Below are 18,315 nucleotides of genomic sequence, written 5' to 3'. Positions count from 1 at the left end.
TGGGCTCGGTGAGTTTTCTACGAGACCGCAGAAGGGTCGAGCACGGTCGCCCCCTCGACACCGGCTGAAGCGCCCCGGAGGCGGAGCGCCCAGGGCAGCGGTCCAATCCCCCAGGTACGCACGCGCGTGCTGCTCGTCTGCCCGAAGGACTTCTCCAACCTGCCCACCGCCTCCGCCGTCGACGTCCGCAAGCAGCGCGCGGTCACCAGTCGTCAACTGGCCCGGCTCACCCGCATCGAGGACATCGCCGACACCCTCCCCGAAGGGACCTGCTTCGCCCCCGACCGCCCGGCCGCCGAACTCACCGCCGCCGTCGAGTCGGTCCCGGCGGCCTACGCCCCCGAGTGCCTGGCCGCCTGCGAGCTGGCCTTCCACTGCCGCGACCGCTCGCGCGCGTCGGGCGCGGTCACCTCTCTGGGCCGTTCCCTGCGCGCCGAGTTGGGCGACCTGACCACGATCGACGAGGTCCTGGCGGCGGCCCACGGCGAGACCGGCGACCCGGACGACCCGGCGGTGGCGGCACTGCGCAGGGCGGCCGAGTTGCGGGCCGAGGCGCTGGCGAGCGTGTCGGCGCCGGCCCCGGAGGGTGCCGTATGTCACTGATCACCACCCTCGCCCGCCTGGAGGCCGTCAGTTCCGGCCGCGCCCAGCCCACCGCCACCGTCCGCCATCGGCACCTGTCCGAGCGCCCCCTGGTCCTGGTGCCGCTCACCACGGCCGGTGAGGCCGGCGCGCCCCTCGGCGCCCTCGTCGGCACGGACCGGGACGCACCGCGGCTGCTCGTCGTACCGCAGCCGCGCGACCGTGACCTCAGGTTCGCGTTCCTGGCCGAACTCGCGGACGTGGTCCTGCCGTACATCGACACGTTCGCGGACGACGTGGAGGCCGCCGAGCGCAACGAGACCGATCCGGAGACCGGCAAGCGGGTCAAGGTCGAGGTCGAACTGTGCGCGGACGCCCCGCAGTTGATCGTGCCGAGCCGCGCGGGCATCGAGCTGGTCCGGCTGCTCGGCCGCTCGATGCGCTTTCGCCGGACGGCCGAGCAGGACCCGGAGACCCCGCATCCCGCGCCCCCGCGCGTGCCGTTGCTCGGGCGCTGGCTGACGCACTTCGGGGAGCGGGCCCGGGTGCCCGGCTCCGCGCTGCTGCTCGCGCTCACCGAGGTGCTCGGCCGGCACTGGGCGACCGGCCAGTCCAGCCTGGAGGACCAGCACCTGGGCGCGCTGCTCGCCTGGATCGACCCGCCGGACGGTGTCTCCGGTGCCGAGGCCGCGCTCGACGCGGAGCTGCGGCGGGACGCGCGGGGCCAGTTGGTGTGCCCGCCGGCGGGCCCGGCCACCGACCCGGCGTTCGACAACAAGCTCCTCGCCCCTGCGATCGAGCGCTACGACCGCGCCCGTACCGCCCTCGCCTCCGCCGAGGACGGCCTGGAGGCCGACGACCGGCTCGGTGAACTCACCGCCGCCGAGCGGGAGATCAGGGCCCTCGTCGAGAGCGTCACCCGCCCCACCTGGGACGCGGTGTGGCACGGGCTCGACCTGCTGCGGGCGCTGCCGGAGGGCGCCCACGCCGTCGACCGGTGGACGCGCGACCGCTGGTCGTTCACCGGTCACCGGGACCGGATCACCGCCGGTGAGCCCCCGCAGCCGCGCCGCGACGACGCGGTGACCGCCGCGAACAAACTCGCCACGCGTGAGCGCGAACAGGCCCGTCTGGACGCCCAGGAGGCCCTGGACGACCCGCTGGTGATGGCCGGGCGGCGGCTCGCCGGGGAGGCCTTCGCGGGCGAGGTGACGGATGTCGTCATGGCGTACAGCGAGGGCAAGAGCCCCCGCCCGCGCCCGCTGGTGACCGTGCGCACGGACGACCGGCCGCATCTCGGTGAGCGGGCGAAGGTGTTCCGGTCGCTGGGCGGCAAGCCGCAGTCGGCGGAGTTCGTGGGCCACGAGGAGGACGGCGCCCTCGTCGTCCTCCGGGTCGTCGACAAGATGGGCCGGGGCAAGGAGCCGGAGACCGGTTCCGTGCCGGAGAAGGGCGACCGGGTCTGCTTCACGCTCTTCGAGCACGAGCAGCGCGGCGGCGCGAAACTGCCCGACCCGGAGGAGACTCCGTGGACGCACGGCGGCCCGCCGGGCGAGGAGAGTGCCGTACGGGAGTCGGCGGATCCGGTGACCGAGGAGGACGTGCTGTGACCCCGGACCCGACTTTCGACCCCGGTGCCGAGGCCGGTCGCGCGACCGGCGCGATCCTCCGTGACACCCTGCACGGCACCGCGCGCGGGGTCGTCGTCGACTCCCCGCCCGGCGCCGGCAAGTCCACGCTCGTCGTCCGCGCGGCGCTCGAACTGGCCGACGCGGGGCGCCCGTTGATGGTGGTCGCGCAGACCAACGCCCAGGTCGACGACCTCGTCGTGCGGCTCGCCGAGAAGAACGCCGAGCTGCCCGTGGGCCGGCTGCACAGCAGTGACGCGGACCCGTACGACAAGGCGCTGGACGACATGCCCAACGTACGGAAGTCGGCGAAGGCGGGTGAGCTCGCCGGGCTCCCGGTCGTCATCTCCACGGCGGCCAAGTGGGCACACGTCAAAGTCGACGAGCCGTGGCGGCACGCGATCGTCGACGAGGCGTACCAGATGCGCTCGGACTCGCTGCTGGCCGTGGCCGGACTGTTCGAGCGGGCGCTGTTCGTGGGCGACCCGGGGCAGTTGGACCCGTTCGCGATCGTCGGCGCGGAGCAGTGGGCGGGCCTGTCGTACGACCCCTCGGCCTCGGCCGTGACCACGCTCCTCGCGCACAACCCCGAACTGCCGCAGCACCGCCTCCCGGTGTCCTGGCGCCTCCCGGCCTCGGCCGCCCCCCTCGTCTCGAACGCGTTCTACCCGTACACCCGCTTCCGCAGCGGCACGGACCACGGCGACCGGCGGCTCAACTTCGGTGTCCCGTCGGACGGTTCGGGCCCGGACCGGGTGCTCGACGAGGCGGTGGAGTCGGGCTGGGGGCTGCTCGAACTCCCCGCCCGCCACACGCCCCGCACGGACCCGGAGGCGGTGCGCGCGGTGGCGACGGTGGTACGGCGGCTGCTGGACCGGGGTGGTGCGGCCACGTCGGAGCGCTCGCCCGACCCCACGCCCCTGACCGCCGACCGGATCGCGGTCGGCACCGCGCACCGGGACCAGGCGGCGGCGGTCCGCGCGGCGCTGGCGGAACTGGGCGTCACGGATGTGACGGTGGACACGGCGAACCGGCTCCAGGGGCGGGAGTTCGACGTCACGGTGGTCCTCCACCCCCTCTCCGGCCGCCCCGACGCCACCGCCTTCCACCTGGAGACGGGCCGCCTCTGCGTCCTCACCTCCCGCCACCGGCACGCCTGCATCGTGGTCTGCCGGGCCGGAGTGAGCGAACTGCTGGACGACCACCCGTCGACGGAGCCGGTGCAGCTGGGGGTGACGGTGAAGTTTCCTGATGGGTGGGAGGCGAATCACGCGGTGCTGGCGCACCTGGCCGAGCACCGGGTGGTGTGGAGACCGTGAACCGGCGTTCCGGCGCCGGACCGGCGGTCGCCCAGCCGTCCTCCCGCCGGACGGACTCCGGCACGCCGCCGGAGGCGGCCAACGGATACAGCCCCGACGGGTGGGAGGCCAATCACGCGGTGCTGGCGCACCTCGCAGAACACCGGGTGGTGTGGAGACCGTGACGGCTGGGCAGCCAATCACGCGGTGCTGGTGCACCTCGGGGAACATCGCGGGGGCCGGGAGGCTTGAGGGTTCCGGGAGCGTGCCCCGGTGGTATGCCCGGGGCCTCTTGCGCGGTCGGGAGACAATGGACGGTGGTCCGGCTCGTGAGGCGGGTCATCGGTGACTACGAGGAGGAGAAGACATGGCGGAGCACACGCCGCGTCGCAACGAATCGCGGCTACGCCCCGCGCCCCTGCTCTTCGAGCCCGCGCAGGCGGCCGAGGACCCGGAGCACTTCTTCGACCTGGAGTCGATGGACGACCCGCGCGCGCTGCTGGCGCGGGCGACGGAGCTGACGCACGCGTTCCGCGCCGCGACGGACCGCGCGGTGGAGTTCCAAGCGATCGCGGCGGCGCAGCTCGCCGATCCGCGCCGGTTCGACCGGCTGACGCCTGCGGACATCGCCGAGCGGGCCGGGTGGACCGAGGACTACGCGAAGAAGATGGTCGAGTTCGGGCGGGATCTGCTGCGCGGCACCGAGGGGCGGGACAGCGGGGGCGCCGACCCGGTGTGACCCGAGGGACACGGGGTTTTCGGCATAGCTGGCGGCCCAGCTTTCGGCCCAGCGTTTGGCATATGCCCGGCGGGCAAGATACTCCCTCCCGCCCCCTACTGTCCCGATTTCGGGCAACCCTCGGAGAGCGCGCGGTCACGGCCGGTAGACCTGTTCGCCATGAGCCGCACTCAGGACGACCCCATCGCCGACCGCTTCGACATCTCGGACGTGACACCGGACGGTGCCGCCTGGCTCGCCTCGGCAGGAACGTATCCGCGCAGCACCCTCGCCCTGTGGCGGGAGCGGCCGGACGCCCCGGTCGTCCTGCCCTGCGGCTCCGCCTTCGATGTGGTGACCGCTCCGGCGATCTTCGGCCGCCGTATGGTCGACCGCTTGTGGGACGAGGGTCCCGGCTCCGGGCCGGTCGCGACGTACCGGGGCCGGATGCTCCTGTTCGCCACTCCCGGGACGGCGCAGCGGCTGCCCTCGTTACTGGGCTGGGAGGAGTGGGGCGCGGACGCCCCGGAGCGCGGTCGTACGGGGTCGGTCCCGCCGCTGCTGTGCCACGGCAAGGGCGACGCGGTGACCGTCCCGGCGCCGGCCGGCGCGGCCGCCCGGGCGCCGTTCGACTCCCGCTGGCTGGTCGCTCCCGACACCCACCGGCCCTGGCTCCCCGGCGCGGAAATCCTGCTCTGGGCGGCCGTGCGCGCCGCTCGCGCGACCGTGCGCATATCGATTTTTCCTCCCGCCGATCAGGATGCTAAGGTCTACGACGTCAGCAGGCGCCGCTAGCTCAGTTGGTTAGAGCAGCTGACTCTTAATCAGCGGGTCCGGGGTTCGAGTCCCTGGCGGCGCACCTGTGAAGGGCCCTTCGCGAGAGCGAGGGGCCCTTTGACGTACCCGGTACTCAGGGGTTGTCCCCCGGCGTGATGGTCACCGTCCACGCCCCCGAATCCGTGCGTCCCTCCACCGCCACCCGTACGTTGTCGCCGGGCACGGTGAAGGTCTCGCCGAGGGCCACCGGGGCGTCGGCGAGGGGTGGGTAGACCGAGGTCTCCCAGCAGGCCTCGGTGCGGGGGTGGGCGTCGACGACCTCGATCGGGCCGCTTCCGGAGGCCGCGCCGCCGCGCACCCGATAGACGAGGATGCCCTGTTTGCAGGCCGTGCTGTCGTTGCCGACGGGGCTGCGGGCCTCGAAGGCGAGCGCACTGTCGGTGCCGGTCCGCACCACGGCCAGTTTGACGCCGAGACCGAGTCCGAACGCGGGCGATCCCGCGTTGCCGGCCGTCGGGGGCTCGGCGGCCAGCGGTTCCAGGGTCAGCCGGGTCGGCCCCGACCCCCGTACGCACACGACCTGGCGCGGATCCAGCCAGCCCAGCTTCCACTTGTGCCAGGCGAACAGGTCGGGGGCCAGGCCGAACTGACTGCCCATCAGATCCCAGTCGCCGACATATGTGTCCCAGTCGCCCTTGCCGTCCACCGGACGGTGGTAGAGGTCGGGAAGGTCGAAGACATGGCCCGTCTCGTGGGCGAGGACGAGCCGGTCCGGCGGGTGCTTCTCGAACACGGTGACGACCCGGCGGATGTCCGTGCCGTCGGCCCGCAGCGGGGTGTCCAGGTTGACCACCTTCGTCGCGTCCGAGTCCACCCCGGGCGCGTCCGGATCGGCCACGAAGTAGACGACGTCGTAGCGGGAGAAGTCGACCTCGGGGTCGGCGGCGGCGAGCGCGTCGCGGAGGTACGCGGCGCGGTTCGCCGGGTTCCAGTCGCGCTGTATGGCGTACGACGTCGACGGCTTCGGCATGCGGATCCAGTTCCGCAGCGGGTGCGGGCGGAGCGTGAACCTGCCGTAGGAAGCGCGTTCGTAGAAGCGGGTGGTGGCCGGGAAGTGGTCGGCGGCCAGTTCGGCGGGGGTGGTGCGCGGGGTCGCGTCGGGGAAGGAGAGGAAGATCATCACCGCGTCGAGCGGGCGGACGGGGCGCGGGTAGGCGGCGTTCCAGGTGTCCAGGCCCTCGGAGTGGTGGGCGTCGGTGCGCTTGAGGGCGCAGGGGGTGGACGAGTAGGGCTCGGCGACCGACTGGCTGGACATGATGGAGGTCGCGGCGAGCGCGGACATCGTGGTGAACACGGCCGCGGTGCTGCGCAGCCGGGGGCGTCTCCGCCACTGACCGAGCCCCTTGAGCGCCGTACGGGAGAGCCCCTTGAGGGGGAGCTGACACGGCACGAGGACCTCCGGGAGCGGTTCGCGGGACACCGACACCCAGCCTGTGATGGTTTGTTGGGGTATGCCTCGTTTATCTGCACCAGATGAGTGAGGGGGACGCCTGGGACGGCTGAGACACGCCCGGGCCCACATCCGGAAACACTCACGGAACGTCACATGTGGTCGGCCTTTTGGCGAACCCGTCCAGGTGCGGGCGGAATCGATCTGCCGGAACGGGCCGTTGTTCCGGGACACTGGAGAGTGGCTGGAAGGGCCGGGGGCCAACCTCTATGATCGGCACACTTTCCTGCACGGACACGGCACGGCGGCCTCCCACCCGGTCGGCCATCCCGACGAGACCCATCCGAAGATCGAGTGCACTGCGGGAGCGAGCGGTGAGCGGAACGTCCGAAGGGCCGGCACCCGCGGCAGACCTCATCCGGCCGGCCGTGACAGAGAGTAATTGCGAGGCATCGCCTCGTGTCAGTCTTCCCGTGGACGGCCGGCTCGGGTCAGCCTTCTCCGCGGCCCCCCTCGCCATGGCCGTCGTCGACCGCGACGGGCTGGTGGTGAGCGCCAACGACACGTTCGGCGCGCTGCTCGGCAAGGGCGGTGCGGCCCTTGCGGGGCTGGTCGCGGCCGATCTGGTGGACCTGAAATCGGACGCCCGCACCTGGCACGCCTATCGCGAGGTGCTGCGCGGCCGGCAGGCCAAGCTGAGCCGCACCCGCCGGGTCAAGCACCCCGACGGGCACTCCCTGTGGGTGCAGGTGACCGCGGCACCGCTGCCGGCCGCCGAGCACGGCGTGCTGCTGTCACTCACCGACATCAGCGACCGCCGTGAACTCCAGGCGCGGCTACGGCACTTGGAGATGCACGACCCGGTGACCCGGCTGCCCAACCGCACCCTCTTCTTCGAACGGCTCTCGGCCGCGCTGGAGGCGGAGTCCTACGAACAGGGCGGCACCGGGCGGATCGGCCTGTGCTATCTGGACCTGGACGGCTTCAAGGCCGTCAACGACACCCTCGGCCACCGCGTCGGCGACCGGCTGCTGGCCGCCGTCGCGGAGCGGCTGACGCGGTGCGCGGACGAGGCGGGCCTTGCCCGGGCCACCGCCCCGCTGGTGGCGCGGCTCGGCGGCGACGAGTTCGCGCTGCTCGTCGAGGACTCGACCGGCACCGACCAACTGGCCGATCTCGCCGAGTCGGTGCTCAAGGCGCTGCAGGCGCCCTTCGACCTCTCCGGGCAGCGGCTGTCGCTGTCGGCGTCGATCGGGGTGGTCGAGCGGCAGGCGGCCGGTACGACGGCCACCGGGCTGATGCAGGCCGCCGACACCACGCTGTACTGGGCGAAGGCGGACGGCAAGTCCCGCTGGACGCTGTTCGATCCGGAGCGCAACGCGCACCGTATGACCCGCCAGGCGCTGGCCTCCACGCTCCGCCCGGCCATCGAGCGGGGTGAATTCACCCTGGAGTACCAGCCGTTGGTGGGTATGGAGAACGGACGGCTGCGCGGGGTCGAGGCGTTGGTGCGCTGGAACCACCCGCAGTTCGGCATGCTGACGCCGAATCGGTTCATCGGACTGGCCGAGGAGGACGGCTCGATCGTGCAGCTCGGCCGCTGGGTGCTGGTCACCGCCTGCCGCCAGGCCCGCCGTTGGCAGCTCGACCACCCGGACGAGCCGCCGATCTTCGTGAGCGTCAATGTGGCCGTACGCCAGGTGTGGGACTCGGACCTGGTCGCGGACGTCGCGGAGGTCCTGGCCGAGACCGGACTCGCCCCGCATCTCCTCCAGTTGGAGCTGACCGAGTCGGCGGTGATGGGCTCGGCGGGCCGCCCGTTGCAGGCGCTCCAGGCACTCAGCGACATGGGTGTGCACATCGCCATCGACGACTTCGGCACCGGGTACTCGAACCTGGCGTACCTGAGCCGCCTCCCGGTCTCCGTCCTGAAGCTGGACGGCTCCTTCGTGCGCGGCTTCCAGTACGAGGGTGAGGGCGTCCCGCCGAACCCGGCCGACGAGGTCATCGTCGAGGCGATGATCCAACTCGCCCACCGGCTGGGCCTGTCGGTGACCGCCGAGTGCGTGGAGACCTCGTCACAGGCGTCCCGGCTGCGCCGGATCGGCTGCGACACCGGACAGGGGTGGCTCTACTCCCGCCCGGTGACGCCGGATCGTATCTCCGAGTTGCTGGGCACCAAGGCCTGCAATCAGGCGTCCTGACCAGCCGTCAACTCATACGCGTCGGCGATCAGTTCGTACGAGCGCAGTCGCAGGTCGGCGTTGTGGGCGTGGGACGTGAGCATCAACTCGTCGGCGCCCGTGCGCTTCTGGAGGTCGTCGAGGCCGTCACGGACCTGGTCGGCGGTGCCGTGGATGACGTTGGCGTTCCAGGAGGTGATGAACTCCCGCTCCATGGGGCTGAATTCGTACGCCTCGGCCTCTTCCGGGGTGGGCACGAGTCCCGGGCGGCCGGTGCGCAGCCGGACCATGTTGAGGGCGGCGGCCAGCACCTGGCGGCGGGCCTCCTTCTCCTCGTCGGCGGCGAGGGCGGAGACACCGATCAGGGCGTACGGCGCGTCGAGCACCGCGCTCGGCCGGAACGACTCGCGGTAGAGGTCGAGGGCCGGGATCGTGTTCTGCGCGGAGAAGTGGTGGGCGAAGGCGAACGGCAGGCCGAGCATGCCGGCCAGGCGCGCGCTGAAGCCGGAGGAGCCGAGGAGCCAGATCGGGGGGCGGTGCGGGGACTGGACGCCGCCGGGCGAGGTCGACTGGATCGGGCCGGGGACCGCGTGGATACGGGCGTAGGGGTGGCCGCTCGGGAAGTCGTCGTCCAGGAAGCGGGTCAGTTCGGCGAGTTGCTCGGGGAAGTCGTCGGCGCCTTCGTTGAGGCGCTCGGTCCGGCGCAGGGCGGCGGCGGTGGCGCCGTCGGTGCCGGGGGCGCGGCCGAGGCCGAGGTCGACGCGGTTCGGGGCCAGCGCCTCCAGGGTGCCGAACTGTTCCGCGATGACGAGCGGGGCGTGGTTCGGGAGCATGACGCCGCCCGAGCCGAGGCGGATGCGGTCCGTGTGGGCGGCGAGGTGGGCCAGGATCACGGCGGGCGAGGAGGAGGCGACGCCCGGCATCGAGTGGTGCTCGGCGACCCAGTAGCGGTGGAAGCCGCGGGCCTCGGCGAGCTTCGCGATCCGCACGCTGGTACGGAGCGCGTCCGTGGCGGTGCGGCCGGCGCCCACGGTCACCAGGTCCAGTACGGAGAGGGGGACGGGGGCGGTGCCCTGCGCCGTACCCCGGATCTCGTCGTCTGTCGCCACGGTGGGTGCCTCCTGTTGTGAGCTGTGCGGTGTCTTCCCCGGCTAACAGGAGGCAGTCTCCGCTTTATTCCCGGGAGGTCCGGGCGCTCGGGGCGCGGGGGGCATGGGGTACTCTCCGGAAAAGTGTGACACTTCCGGTCAGAAGTGACACACTTTTTCAGACTGGTACCCCCCGCCGGGGCATCGACCCCGTCCGGCGGCGAAGGTAGGTTCGAGTGCGATGACCGCGACTCCCGCTGCCCTGCCCACCCTTCTCGTCCTGGACGCCGACCCGCTCCCCCGCCTCGGAAAGCTCACCGGCCGCGTGCGCGTGCAGCACGCCGACGCGTCGACACTCGCGGAGCAACTGCCGTCCGCCGACGTCCTGTTGGTGTGGGACTTCACCTCGCGCGCGGTGCGCTCCGCGTGGCCGGGCGGTGGCCCGCGACCGCGCTGGGTGCACACCGCGAGCGCGGGCGTGGATCACCTCATGTGCCCCGAACTCGCCGACTCCGACACGGTGGTGACGAACGCGCGCGGCATCTTCGACGAGCCGATCGCCGAGTACGTCGCCGCCCTGGTCCTCGCGATGGCCAAGGACCTGCCGAGGACGCTGGACCTCCAGCGCGAGCGGACCTGGCGGCACCGCGAGGCGCAGCGGGTGGCCGGGACCCGGGCCTGTGTGGTGGGTTCCGGGCCGATCGGGCGGGCGATCGTCCGTGTTCTCAAGGCACTTGGCGTGACGACCGCGCTGGTCGGCCGCACCCCGCGCACCGGTATCCACGGCCCCGGCGAGCTCGACCGGCTGATGGCCCGCGCCGACTGGGTGATCTCGGCGGCACCGCTGACCGACGAGACGCGGGGCATGTTCGACGCCCGCCGGTTCGGCTGCATGCAGCCCTCGGCCCGTTTCATCAACGTGGGCCGGGGACAGCTCGTGGTGGAGGAGGCGCTCGCGGAGGCCCTCACCAAGCGCTGGATCGCGGGCGCCGCACTGGACGTCTTCGAGACCGAACCCCTCACCCCCGAGAGCCCGTTGTGGCAGGTACCGGGGCTGATCGTCTCCCCGCACATGAGCGGCGACACGGTCGGCTGGCGGGACGAACTGGGCGCGCAGTTCGTGGAGTTGTACGAGCGCTGGGCGGTGGGCAAGCCGCTGCGGAACGTGGTCGACAAGAAGCGCGGGTACGTACCGGGGCACTGAACTCCCCACTCTGGAGGGCCGGATGACGACCGAACTCACCGAGCTGACCGCCCTGGAACTCCTGGACGGCTACCGCAGAGGGGAGTTCAGCCCCGTGGAGGCGACCCGCGCGACCCTGGAGCGGGCCGAGGAGATCCAGCCCGTCGTGAACGCGTTCGTACGGCTTGACGCGGAGGGCGCGTTGGCACGGGCGGCCGAGTCGGCGGAGCGCTGGCGGCGCGGCGAGCCGGCCGGGCTCGTGGACGGACTGCCGGTCACCGTGAAGGACATCCTGCTCCAGCGCGGCGCCCCGACCCTGCGCGGCTCCAGGACCGTTGCGGAGCAGGGCAGTTGGGACGAGGACGCGCCGTCGGTTGCCCGGCTCCGCGAGCACGGCGCGGTGTTCCTCGGCAAGACGACAACCCCGGAGTTCGGCTGGAAGGGCGTCACGGACTCCCCGCTGTCCGGCATCACCCGCAACCCGCACGACCCTTCGCGGACGGCCGGCGGTTCAAGTGGCGGCAGCGCGGCGGCCGTTGCCCTCGGCGCGGGCCCGTTGTCGCTGGGCACGGACGGCGGCGGCAGCGTCCGTATCCCCGCGTCCTTCTGCGGGATCTTCGGACTGAAGCCGACGTACGGCAGGGTGCCGCTGTACCCGGCGAGCGCGTTCGGCACGCTGTCGCACGTCGGCCCGATGACCAGGGACGCGGCGGACGCGGCCCTGCTGCTGGACGTGATCGGCGTCCCGGACGCCCGCGACTGGTCGTGCCTGAACCGCCCGTCGGGATCCTTCACGGAGGCGCTCGCGCACGGCATCCAGGGCCTGCGGATCGCGTACTCCCCGTCCCTCGGCGGCCAGGTCGCGGTCCGTCCGGCGGTCGCGGCGGCGGTACGGCGGGGCGTGGAGCGGCTGGCCGCACTCGGCGCGTACGTCGAGGAGACCGACCCCGACCTCACGGACCCGGTGGACGCCTTCCACACCCTGTGGTTCAGCGGGGCGGCCCGCGCTACCCAGCAACTCGCCCCGCGGCAACGGAAGTTGCTCGACCCCGGACTGCGGGAGATCTGTGCCGCAGGAGCGGGCGTCTCCGCGCTGAACCACCTGGCGGCGGTGGACGTCCGCGCGGAACTCGGCCGCCGCATGGGCCTGTTCCACGAGCGCTACGACCTCCTCGTCACGCCCACCCTGCCGATCACCGCGTTCGAGGCGGGAGTCGAGGTCCCGAAGGGCTCCGGGCACCGCCGCTGGACCGGCTGGACCCCGTTCACCTACCCCTTCAACATGACCCAGCAGCCCGCCGCAACCGTCCCCGTGGGGGAGGACGGGGACGGGCTGCCGATCGGGATGCAGCTCGTGGCGGCCCGGCACCGGGACGATCTGGTGCTGCGGGCGGCGCACGCGCTGTTCGGAATCCGGGGCGCATAACCCGTTTGCGATCGGGTAGCTGCGCGCCCATGGCTCCACCACATGGGAAAGACAGACACGCATCCGGTCACACCCGTCGGGCACTGCTCGCCGGGGTGGCGGCGGCCGGTGCGCTGGGCGCGGCCGGCTGCAGCCGGGTGGCCACCGCGTCGGCCACCGGCGGCGGCGATCTGCTCGACCGGCTGAAGGCGCAGGGCGTCGTACGGCTGGGGATAGCGGGTGAGATCCCGTTCGGGTACATCGACAAGGACGGCCGGCTGACCGGTGAGGCACCGCAGTTGGCGAAAGCAATCTTCAAGCGGCTCGGCGTCGGCAGGGTGCAGCCCGTGCCCACCGAGTTCGGCTCGCTCATCCCGGGGCTGAACTCGCAGCAGTTCGACGTCGTGGCCGCCGGGATGTATGTGACCCCGGAACGCTGTGAGCAGGTCATCTTCGCCGACCCGGACTATCAGGTGCTCGACGCGTTCGTCGTCCGCAAGGGCAATCCGAAGGGGCTGTACGACTACAAGGACGTCGTCGCGAAGAAGGCGAAGCTCGCCACCGGCACGGGGTACGCGCAGATCCAGCACGCCGTCGACGCCGGGTACCAGCAGGGCGACATCCTGATCGTCCCGGACCAGGTCGCCGGGCTGAACGCCGTAGAGGCAGGGCGAGTCGACGTCTTCGCCGGTACGGCGCTCACCACCCGCGCGGTCGTGCGGAAGTCGGCGAAGGCCGAGTCGACCCGGCCCTTCGCACCACTCGTCGACGGGAAACCGCGGATCGACGGGGGCGCGTTCGCGTTCCGGCCGACCGAGACGAAGCTGCGCGACGCCTTCAACGTGGAGCTGCAACAGCTCAAGAAGAGCGGGGAGTTGTTCCGCATCCTGCGGCCCTTCGGGTTCACCGAGGCCGAGATGACGGACCTCACCGCGAAGGAGCTCTGCGGCTCATGACCTCAGGACTCTGGGAACTCGTCGTCGAGGGGATCTGGACCACCGTCCAACTCCTCGTCCTCAGCGCGCTGTTGGCGACCGCCGTGTCGTTCGTCGTCGGCATCGCCCGCACCCACCGGCTGTGGATCGTCCGCTTCCTGGCCGGTCTCTACACCGAGGTGTTCCGCGGCACCTCCGCCCTCGTCATGATCTTCTGGGTGTTCTTCGTGCTGCCGGTCGCCTTCGGCTGGCAACTCGTCCCGCTGTGGGCGGGCACCCTCGCACTCGGGCTGACCTACGGGGCGTACGGCTCGGAGATCGTGCGCGGCGCGCTGAGCGCGGTCGACCCTGCGCAGCAGGAGGGCGGGGTCGCGCTGAGCTTCACGCCCTGGCAGCGGACGCGGCTGATCCTGCTGCCGCAGGCGGTGCCGGAGATGATCCCGCCCTTCTGCAACCTGCTGATCGAACTGCTCAAGGGCACCGCCCTGGTGTCCGTCATGGGCATGGGCGACCTCACCTTCAGCGCCAACCTGGTGCGGCTCGCGCTCCAGCAGAGCGCGGAGATCTACACGTACGTCCTGCTGATCTACTTCGCGATCGCCTTCACCCTCACCCGGCTGATGCGCGGCCTGGAAAAGCGGCTGAAGGCCGGGATCGGCAAGGGGCCCGTGAGCAGCGAGTCCAAGCCCGGCCGGAACCTGGGCGTCGGAGGTGGCGTCGCGTGAACTGGGACTGGAACGCCGTACGCGACTTCATGCCGTACTTCTGGGACGGCCTGGCGGTCTCCCTGCAGGCGCTGCTCCTCGGCTCGCTGATCTCGTTCGGGCTGGGGCTGGTGTGGGCGCTGCTGATGAGGGCTCCAACTCGCTGGATACGCTGGCCCGTTGGGATCGTCACCGAGTTCGTGCGCGACACCCCGCTGCTGGTGCAGCTGTTCTTCCTCTTCTACGTACTGCCGGAGTGGGGGCTGACCTTCGCCGCGCTGACCACCGGTGTCCTCGCGATCGGGCTGCACTACTCGACGTACACGATGCAGGTCTACCGCGCGGGCATCGAGGCGGTGCCCGTCGGCCAGTGGGAGGCGGCGACCGCGCTGAACCTGCCGGTGCGCCGGACCTGGACGGCCGTGATCCTGCCGCAGGCGATCCGCCGGGTGGTCCCGGCGCTGGGCAACTACGTGATCGCCATGCTCAAGGACACCCCGATCCTGATGGCGATCACCGTGCTGGAACTGCTGGGGCAGGCCCGGCTCTTCTCCCAGCAGAACTTCCGGTTCACCGAGCCCATCACCGTGATCGGCGTGGCCTTCATCCTCATCTCCTATCCCGCCTCCCTGCTGATCCGAGCCCTGGAGCGACGCCTTGTCCGCTGACACACCCCTCATGAACGATCCCGACGCCCACGCCAACCCGCCGGTCGACGGCAGCGAGCTGATCCGCCTCGACCACGTCACCAAGCGCTTCGGGTCCAACACCGTCCTCGACGACCTCGACTTCTCCGTCGAGTCCGGCAAGCACGTCACCCTGATCGGGCCCTCCGGGTCGGGCAAGACGACGATCCTGCGGCTGCTGATGACCCTGACGAAGCCGGACGAGGGGACGATCACCGTCGACGGGGAGCAGCTCTTCCCCGCGCCCGAGAAGCGGGTCCGGGAGATCCGCAAGAAGATCGGGATGGTCTTCCAGCAGTTCAACCTGTTCCCGAACATGACCGTGCTGCGCAACATCACCGAGGCGCCGGTCACCGTCCTCGGCATGCCCAAGGACGAAGCGGAGGCGCGCGCACTGGAACTGCTGGACCTGGTCGGCCTCGCCGACAAGGCCGGCGCCCGCCCGACCCGGCTGTCCGGGGGCCAGCAGCAACGCGTGGCGATCGCGCGGGCGTTGGCGATGCGCCCGCAGGTGCTGCTGCTCGACGAGGTGACCTCCGCGCTGGACCCGGAGCTGGTCGCGGGCGTGCTCGACGTGCTCCGGGACATCGCCCGCACCACCGACATCACCATGCTCTGTGTGACCCACGAGATGAATTTCGCCCGGGACATTTCCGACCAGGTCCTGATGTTCGACGCGGGCAAGGTCGTCGAATCGGGCCCGCCGGAGCGGATCTTCGGCGATCCGGAACACCGGCGGACCCGGGAATTTCTCGGCGCGATTCTTTGACGTTTGTTCAACTACGCCAAGTGAACGACCGAACACCCAAGGTCTACGCCACGTGGCATGTCGGTGGCATATGCCAAAGGTCCCGCGTCCCAGTTGGGAGGGCATGAGCAGGGACACAATCTCGCCAACAGCCGCTCCACATCGGCCGTTTGACAGCTATCGTGGAGAGGATTCGCTGTCCGGTATCACGGCCCAAAAAGCGAGCGCAGGGAGAAACACCGTGGCGCTGATGCACGAGCCGACCGCTCCCTACCACTCGGTACAGGAAGCACTGCGCATCCTGGAGACCGTCGCGGGACACAGCACCGGTGTCACGGACACCGAACTGGCCCGCCGCACCGGCCTCGGCGTCGAGCGCCTGACCATACTGCTGCGGACACTGCGCCGCGAGGGCTACGTCGAGCAGCTCACCGACGGCGCCTACGTCACCGGCGAGGCCCTGGGCCGGCTCGGCTCCGCGGCCGGCCGCGACCAGGCCGTGCGCGATCAGATCCAGCGGACCCTGGACCGGCTGCGCGACTCCCTGGGCGCGGCGGTCTACGTCAGCCGGTACGTCGACGGCGAGGTCACGATCACCCAGTACGCGGCCGGGCCCACCACCCCGGCGGTCAACGAGTGGGTCGACTTCCGCTTCTCCGCGCACGCCACCGCGCTCGGCAAGAGCCTGCTGGGCCAGCTCGACCACAACGGCCGCCGCGACCATCTCTCCCGCCACAAGATGGCCCGCCTCACCTCGCGCACCATCACCAGCGACAAGCTGCTCCTCTCCCGCCTGGAGACCCAGCCGCCGACCGTCCCCCACCTCGACCTCCAGGAGTACGCGGTGGGCACGGTCTGCGCGGCCGTCCCGATCACGGCCGGCTCCTCGGTGGGCTGCCTCGCCCTGTCCCTCCCGGTCGAACACGCCCACCGCCTCCGCCAGGCGGCGGACACCCTGAACCGCGAAGCGGGCCCGGTCCTTCTCTCCCTGGCCATCTAGCGGTCGGCACGACCCTGGTCCGGAGCACCCCTCCGGACCAGGTAGTATTTTCTCGTCGCCCTCCGCGAGACACCGATCCAGCGGAAGGCGTGAGTCATGCGCCGCTAGCTCAGTTGGTTAGAGCAGCTGACTCTTAATCAGCGGGTCCGGGGTTCGAGTCCCTGGCGGCGCACTGTGTGCGACCAAGGGCATCCTCCTTCGGGAGGGTGCCCTTGGTCGTGTGCGGGCCGCTCAAGACGAACGCCAAGATGATCACGACCGATCAATTGATCATAAAATCCATAGATATCACCCTTTGTGCCGACTCGGCTGGAACCATCGTGCGCTACCAGTAAGCACCACGAAGGGGAGCACACCGAGTGAAGACCCATGAAACGGAGCGGTCCGCGGTACGCCGATCCCCGCGGCGCCGATGGATCGCCGCGGCGCTGGGTGCCGCGGTCGTGACCGCCCTCGCCGGCGGTCTGCTGGCCGGCAGTGTCCAAGACGATTCCAAGAATGCGACCGGTCCCGTCGCCGCCCGGCAGTTCGCGGTGAACCCGCAAGGGCCGACCTCTGCCGAGTCGGCGGAGTGGGAGCGACTGACGGCGACTCCGGAGAGCCGGACGCGACTCGTCAGGGAAGTCCAGGAGGCCTTCGCCGGTGTGGCCACGGTCCGCACCGACGCACTGGTACAGAACACCGGGACCGTCACCTCCGCGACGTCCACCGACAAGGGGCACGTCGTCCAGGCACTGGCGACCGGTGTGACCGGGGACCACTTCTGGATCATCGCTTCCTACGGTGACATCGCCCGGGGGGCGATCGCGGGCGCCGTACGTGCCTGTACCGCCAAGGTCCCGGCCTGGCTCTGCACCAACGCGGGCAACCTGCTGACCTCTTGGAGCCGGGGCTGGGGAGCCGCGGCGAACCACGGGATCTGGGCCGCCGTCTACTGGAGGCCCGCACACGTCACCGGTGGCCGCTGGTAGGTCCACCGCCGGGACAGACGCACAGATAACCGAGGGCGTTCTCCCCCCGTGGAGAACGCCCTCGGCCGTTTGTGGGTCGGATGCCCGTCACACGAAGACGCAGGCGAGCCGGAACTCCTCCCAGGAGCCGAAGTGGGACAGCGTCGCGCCCGTGTGACGGGCCGCCGACGCCGTGGAGGCACTGGCCCGGGGCGACGCGGTCTGCCGTATCGACCTGCAACCCTTCGACCGGGGCGGGGCGGAACGGCTGCTGCGCACCGTGCTCGGCGCACCTCTCGGACACCGCACCCTCCACCGCCTGTTCGAGGCGTCCGGGGGCAACGCCCTGTATCTGCGTGAGCTGGTGCACGGAGCGCTGGACACCGGGACGCTGTCGGGCGACGGGGAGATCCGGACCCTCGCCGAAGGAGCGCTGCCGACGACGCCACGGCTCGGCGAGCTGATCAGGAACCGCCTCGCCGCCGTGGACACTTCGGCGCGCAGAGTGCTGGAGCTGCTCGCGGTGTGCGGGTCGGTCTCGTTGGCAGACGCGGCCTCGGCCGCGTCGACGGATGTGGTGGCGGAGCTCGACGAAGCCGGACTGGTCGACGTCCGGCAGGACGAACGGCGCACCCTCGTCGTCCTGAGCCACCCGCTCTACGGCGAGGCCCTGCGGGAGGGGCTCTCGCTCGTCCGCCGCCGCGCGCTGCTGCTCCGGCAGATCCTGCGGATCGGTGCGTACGGCGGCAGACGCCACGACGACGCCCTCCGGGTGGCCATCTCCCAACTGGCCGCGACCGGTACGGCCGATCCCGGCCTGATCGTCCGGGCCGCCGCGCTGGCGCGCCACGTCCTCGACTACGAACAGGTCGTCGCCCTGCTGGAGGCACTGCACCTGTCCGTGCGCACGGTCGACAACCATCTCCGGCACGCCTACGCCAAACTCGGCGTCCGTACCCGCCGCGAACTGGCCGACATCC

The 18,315-nt window shown here is 71.3% G+C and carries 16 protein-coding genes, 2 tRNA genes and 1 pseudogene; 17 read left to right on the top strand and 2 right to left on the bottom strand.

Annotation, left to right across the window (positions count from 1 at the left end):
* Window positions 1-99: 99 nt before the first annotated feature.
* The 7 genes and pseudogenes from ACFXC1_RS32305 to ACFXC1_RS32275 form a co-directional block, all read left to right on the top strand.
* Window positions 100-603, top strand: a pseudogene (locus ACFXC1_RS32305) (hypothetical protein); the annotation flags it as partial.
* The gene (locus ACFXC1_RS32300; RefSeq protein WP_381249282.1) at window positions 594-2,192 is read left to right on the top strand and encodes a hypothetical protein; all 1,599 of its coding nucleotides are present in this window, start codon (window positions 594-596) and stop codon (window positions 2,190-2,192) included. The pseudogene ACFXC1_RS32305 and the gene ACFXC1_RS32300, both read left to right, overlap by 10 nt.
* Window positions 2,189-3,529: an AAA domain-containing protein gene (locus tag ACFXC1_RS32295; protein ID WP_381249279.1), complete on the top strand. Its 1,341-nt coding sequence runs from the start codon at window positions 2,189-2,191 to the stop codon at window positions 3,527-3,529. Before ACFXC1_RS32300 ends, ACFXC1_RS32295 begins: the two co-directional genes overlap by 4 nt.
* The gene (locus ACFXC1_RS32290; RefSeq protein WP_381249607.1) at window positions 3,526-3,693 is read left to right on the top strand and encodes a hypothetical protein; all 168 of its coding nucleotides are present in this window, start codon (window positions 3,526-3,528) and stop codon (window positions 3,691-3,693) included. Before ACFXC1_RS32295 ends, ACFXC1_RS32290 begins: the two co-directional genes overlap by 4 nt.
* 182 nt (window positions 3,694-3,875) lie before the next feature.
* Entirely contained in the window at window positions 3,876-4,247 is a 372-nt protein-coding gene (locus ACFXC1_RS32285) for a hypothetical protein (protein ID WP_093627061.1), read from the top strand.
* A gap of 159 nt (window positions 4,248-4,406) precedes the next feature.
* Window positions 4,407-5,021 carry a bifunctional DNA primase/polymerase gene (locus ACFXC1_RS32280; protein WP_381249276.1) on the top strand — a complete coding sequence of 205 codons (615 nt, stop codon included), beginning with the start codon at window positions 4,407-4,409 and terminating at the stop codon, window positions 5,019-5,021.
* Window positions 5,012-5,085: transfer RNA gene (locus tag ACFXC1_RS32275), tRNA-Lys, on the top strand. The genes ACFXC1_RS32280 and ACFXC1_RS32275 overlap by 10 nt, the downstream gene beginning before the upstream one ends.
* A gap of 51 nt (window positions 5,086-5,136) precedes the next feature.
* Here the strand turns inward: ACFXC1_RS32275 and ACFXC1_RS32270 are convergent.
* Entirely contained in the window at window positions 5,137-6,453 is a 1,317-nt protein-coding gene (locus ACFXC1_RS32270) for a M6 family metalloprotease domain-containing protein (protein WP_381249594.1), read from the bottom strand.
* A 374-nt stretch (window positions 6,454-6,827) separates the two neighbouring features.
* Between ACFXC1_RS32270 and ACFXC1_RS32265 the strand changes: the two genes are divergently transcribed.
* Complete coding sequence (locus ACFXC1_RS32265) at window positions 6,828-8,657, top strand: putative bifunctional diguanylate cyclase/phosphodiesterase (RefSeq protein WP_381249274.1); 1,830 nt, start codon at window positions 6,828-6,830, stop codon at window positions 8,655-8,657.
* Here the strand turns inward: ACFXC1_RS32265 and ACFXC1_RS32260 are convergent.
* On the bottom strand, window positions 8,645-9,745 hold the full coding sequence (locus ACFXC1_RS32260; protein ID WP_381249271.1) for an LLM class flavin-dependent oxidoreductase: 1,101 nt from the start codon (window positions 9,743-9,745) through the stop codon (window positions 8,645-8,647). The two genes, ACFXC1_RS32265 and ACFXC1_RS32260, sit on opposite strands and share 13 nt — an antisense overlap.
* 220 nt (window positions 9,746-9,965) lie before the next feature.
* Between ACFXC1_RS32260 and ACFXC1_RS32255 the strand changes: the two genes are divergently transcribed.
* The 9 genes from ACFXC1_RS32255 (at window position 9,966) to ACFXC1_RS32215 (ending at window position 17,356) form a co-directional block, all read left to right on the top strand.
* Window positions 9,966-10,928, top strand: a complete 963-nt coding sequence (locus tag ACFXC1_RS32255; protein ID WP_381249268.1) for a D-2-hydroxyacid dehydrogenase — start codon at window positions 9,966-9,968, stop codon at window positions 10,926-10,928.
* A gap of 22 nt (window positions 10,929-10,950) precedes the next feature.
* Window positions 10,951-12,333, top strand: coding sequence for an amidase (locus ACFXC1_RS32250; protein WP_381249266.1), 1,383 nt, complete (start codon window positions 10,951-10,953; stop codon window positions 12,331-12,333).
* A gap of 29 nt (window positions 12,334-12,362) precedes the next feature.
* Window positions 12,363-13,268, top strand: coding sequence for an ectoine/hydroxyectoine ABC transporter substrate-binding protein EhuB (gene ehuB, locus ACFXC1_RS32245; protein ID WP_381249263.1), 906 nt, complete (start codon window positions 12,363-12,365; stop codon window positions 13,266-13,268).
* Complete coding sequence (ehuC, locus tag ACFXC1_RS32240; RefSeq protein WP_381249259.1) at window positions 13,265-13,972, top strand: ectoine/hydroxyectoine ABC transporter permease subunit EhuC; 708 nt, start codon at window positions 13,265-13,267, stop codon at window positions 13,970-13,972. The genes ehuB and ehuC overlap by 4 nt, the downstream gene beginning before the upstream one ends.
* On the top strand, window positions 13,969-14,619 hold the full coding sequence (gene ehuD / locus ACFXC1_RS32235) for an ectoine/hydroxyectoine ABC transporter permease subunit EhuD (protein WP_381249256.1): 651 nt from the start codon (window positions 13,969-13,971) through the stop codon (window positions 14,617-14,619). Before ehuC ends, ehuD begins: the two co-directional genes overlap by 4 nt.
* A gap of 10 nt (window positions 14,620-14,629) precedes the next feature.
* Window positions 14,630-15,406: an ectoine/hydroxyectoine ABC transporter ATP-binding protein EhuA gene (ehuA, locus tag ACFXC1_RS32230; protein ID WP_381249253.1), complete on the top strand. Its 777-nt coding sequence runs from the start codon at window positions 14,630-14,632 to the stop codon at window positions 15,404-15,406.
* Window positions 15,407-15,626: 220 nt separating this feature from the next.
* The gene (locus tag ACFXC1_RS32225) at window positions 15,627-16,385 is read left to right on the top strand and encodes an IclR family transcriptional regulator (protein WP_381249250.1); all 759 of its coding nucleotides are present in this window, start codon (window positions 15,627-15,629) and stop codon (window positions 16,383-16,385) included.
* Window positions 16,386-16,483: 98 nt separating this feature from the next.
* A tRNA-Lys gene (locus ACFXC1_RS32220) sits at window positions 16,484-16,557 on the top strand.
* 187 nt (window positions 16,558-16,744) lie between these two features.
* Window positions 16,745-17,356 (top strand): hypothetical protein, encoded by a 612-nt coding sequence (locus ACFXC1_RS32215; protein WP_381249248.1) that lies wholly within the window; start codon window positions 16,745-16,747, stop codon window positions 17,354-17,356.
* Window positions 17,357-18,315: the final 959 nt, after the last annotated feature.

The sequence above is a fragment of the Streptomyces hokutonensis genome (genome assembly GCF_042751305.1).
Lineage (GTDB): Bacteria > Actinomycetota > Actinomycetes > Streptomycetales > Streptomycetaceae > Streptomyces > Streptomyces hokutonensis_A.
This window is presented reverse-complemented; position numbering and strand designations above follow the sequence as displayed.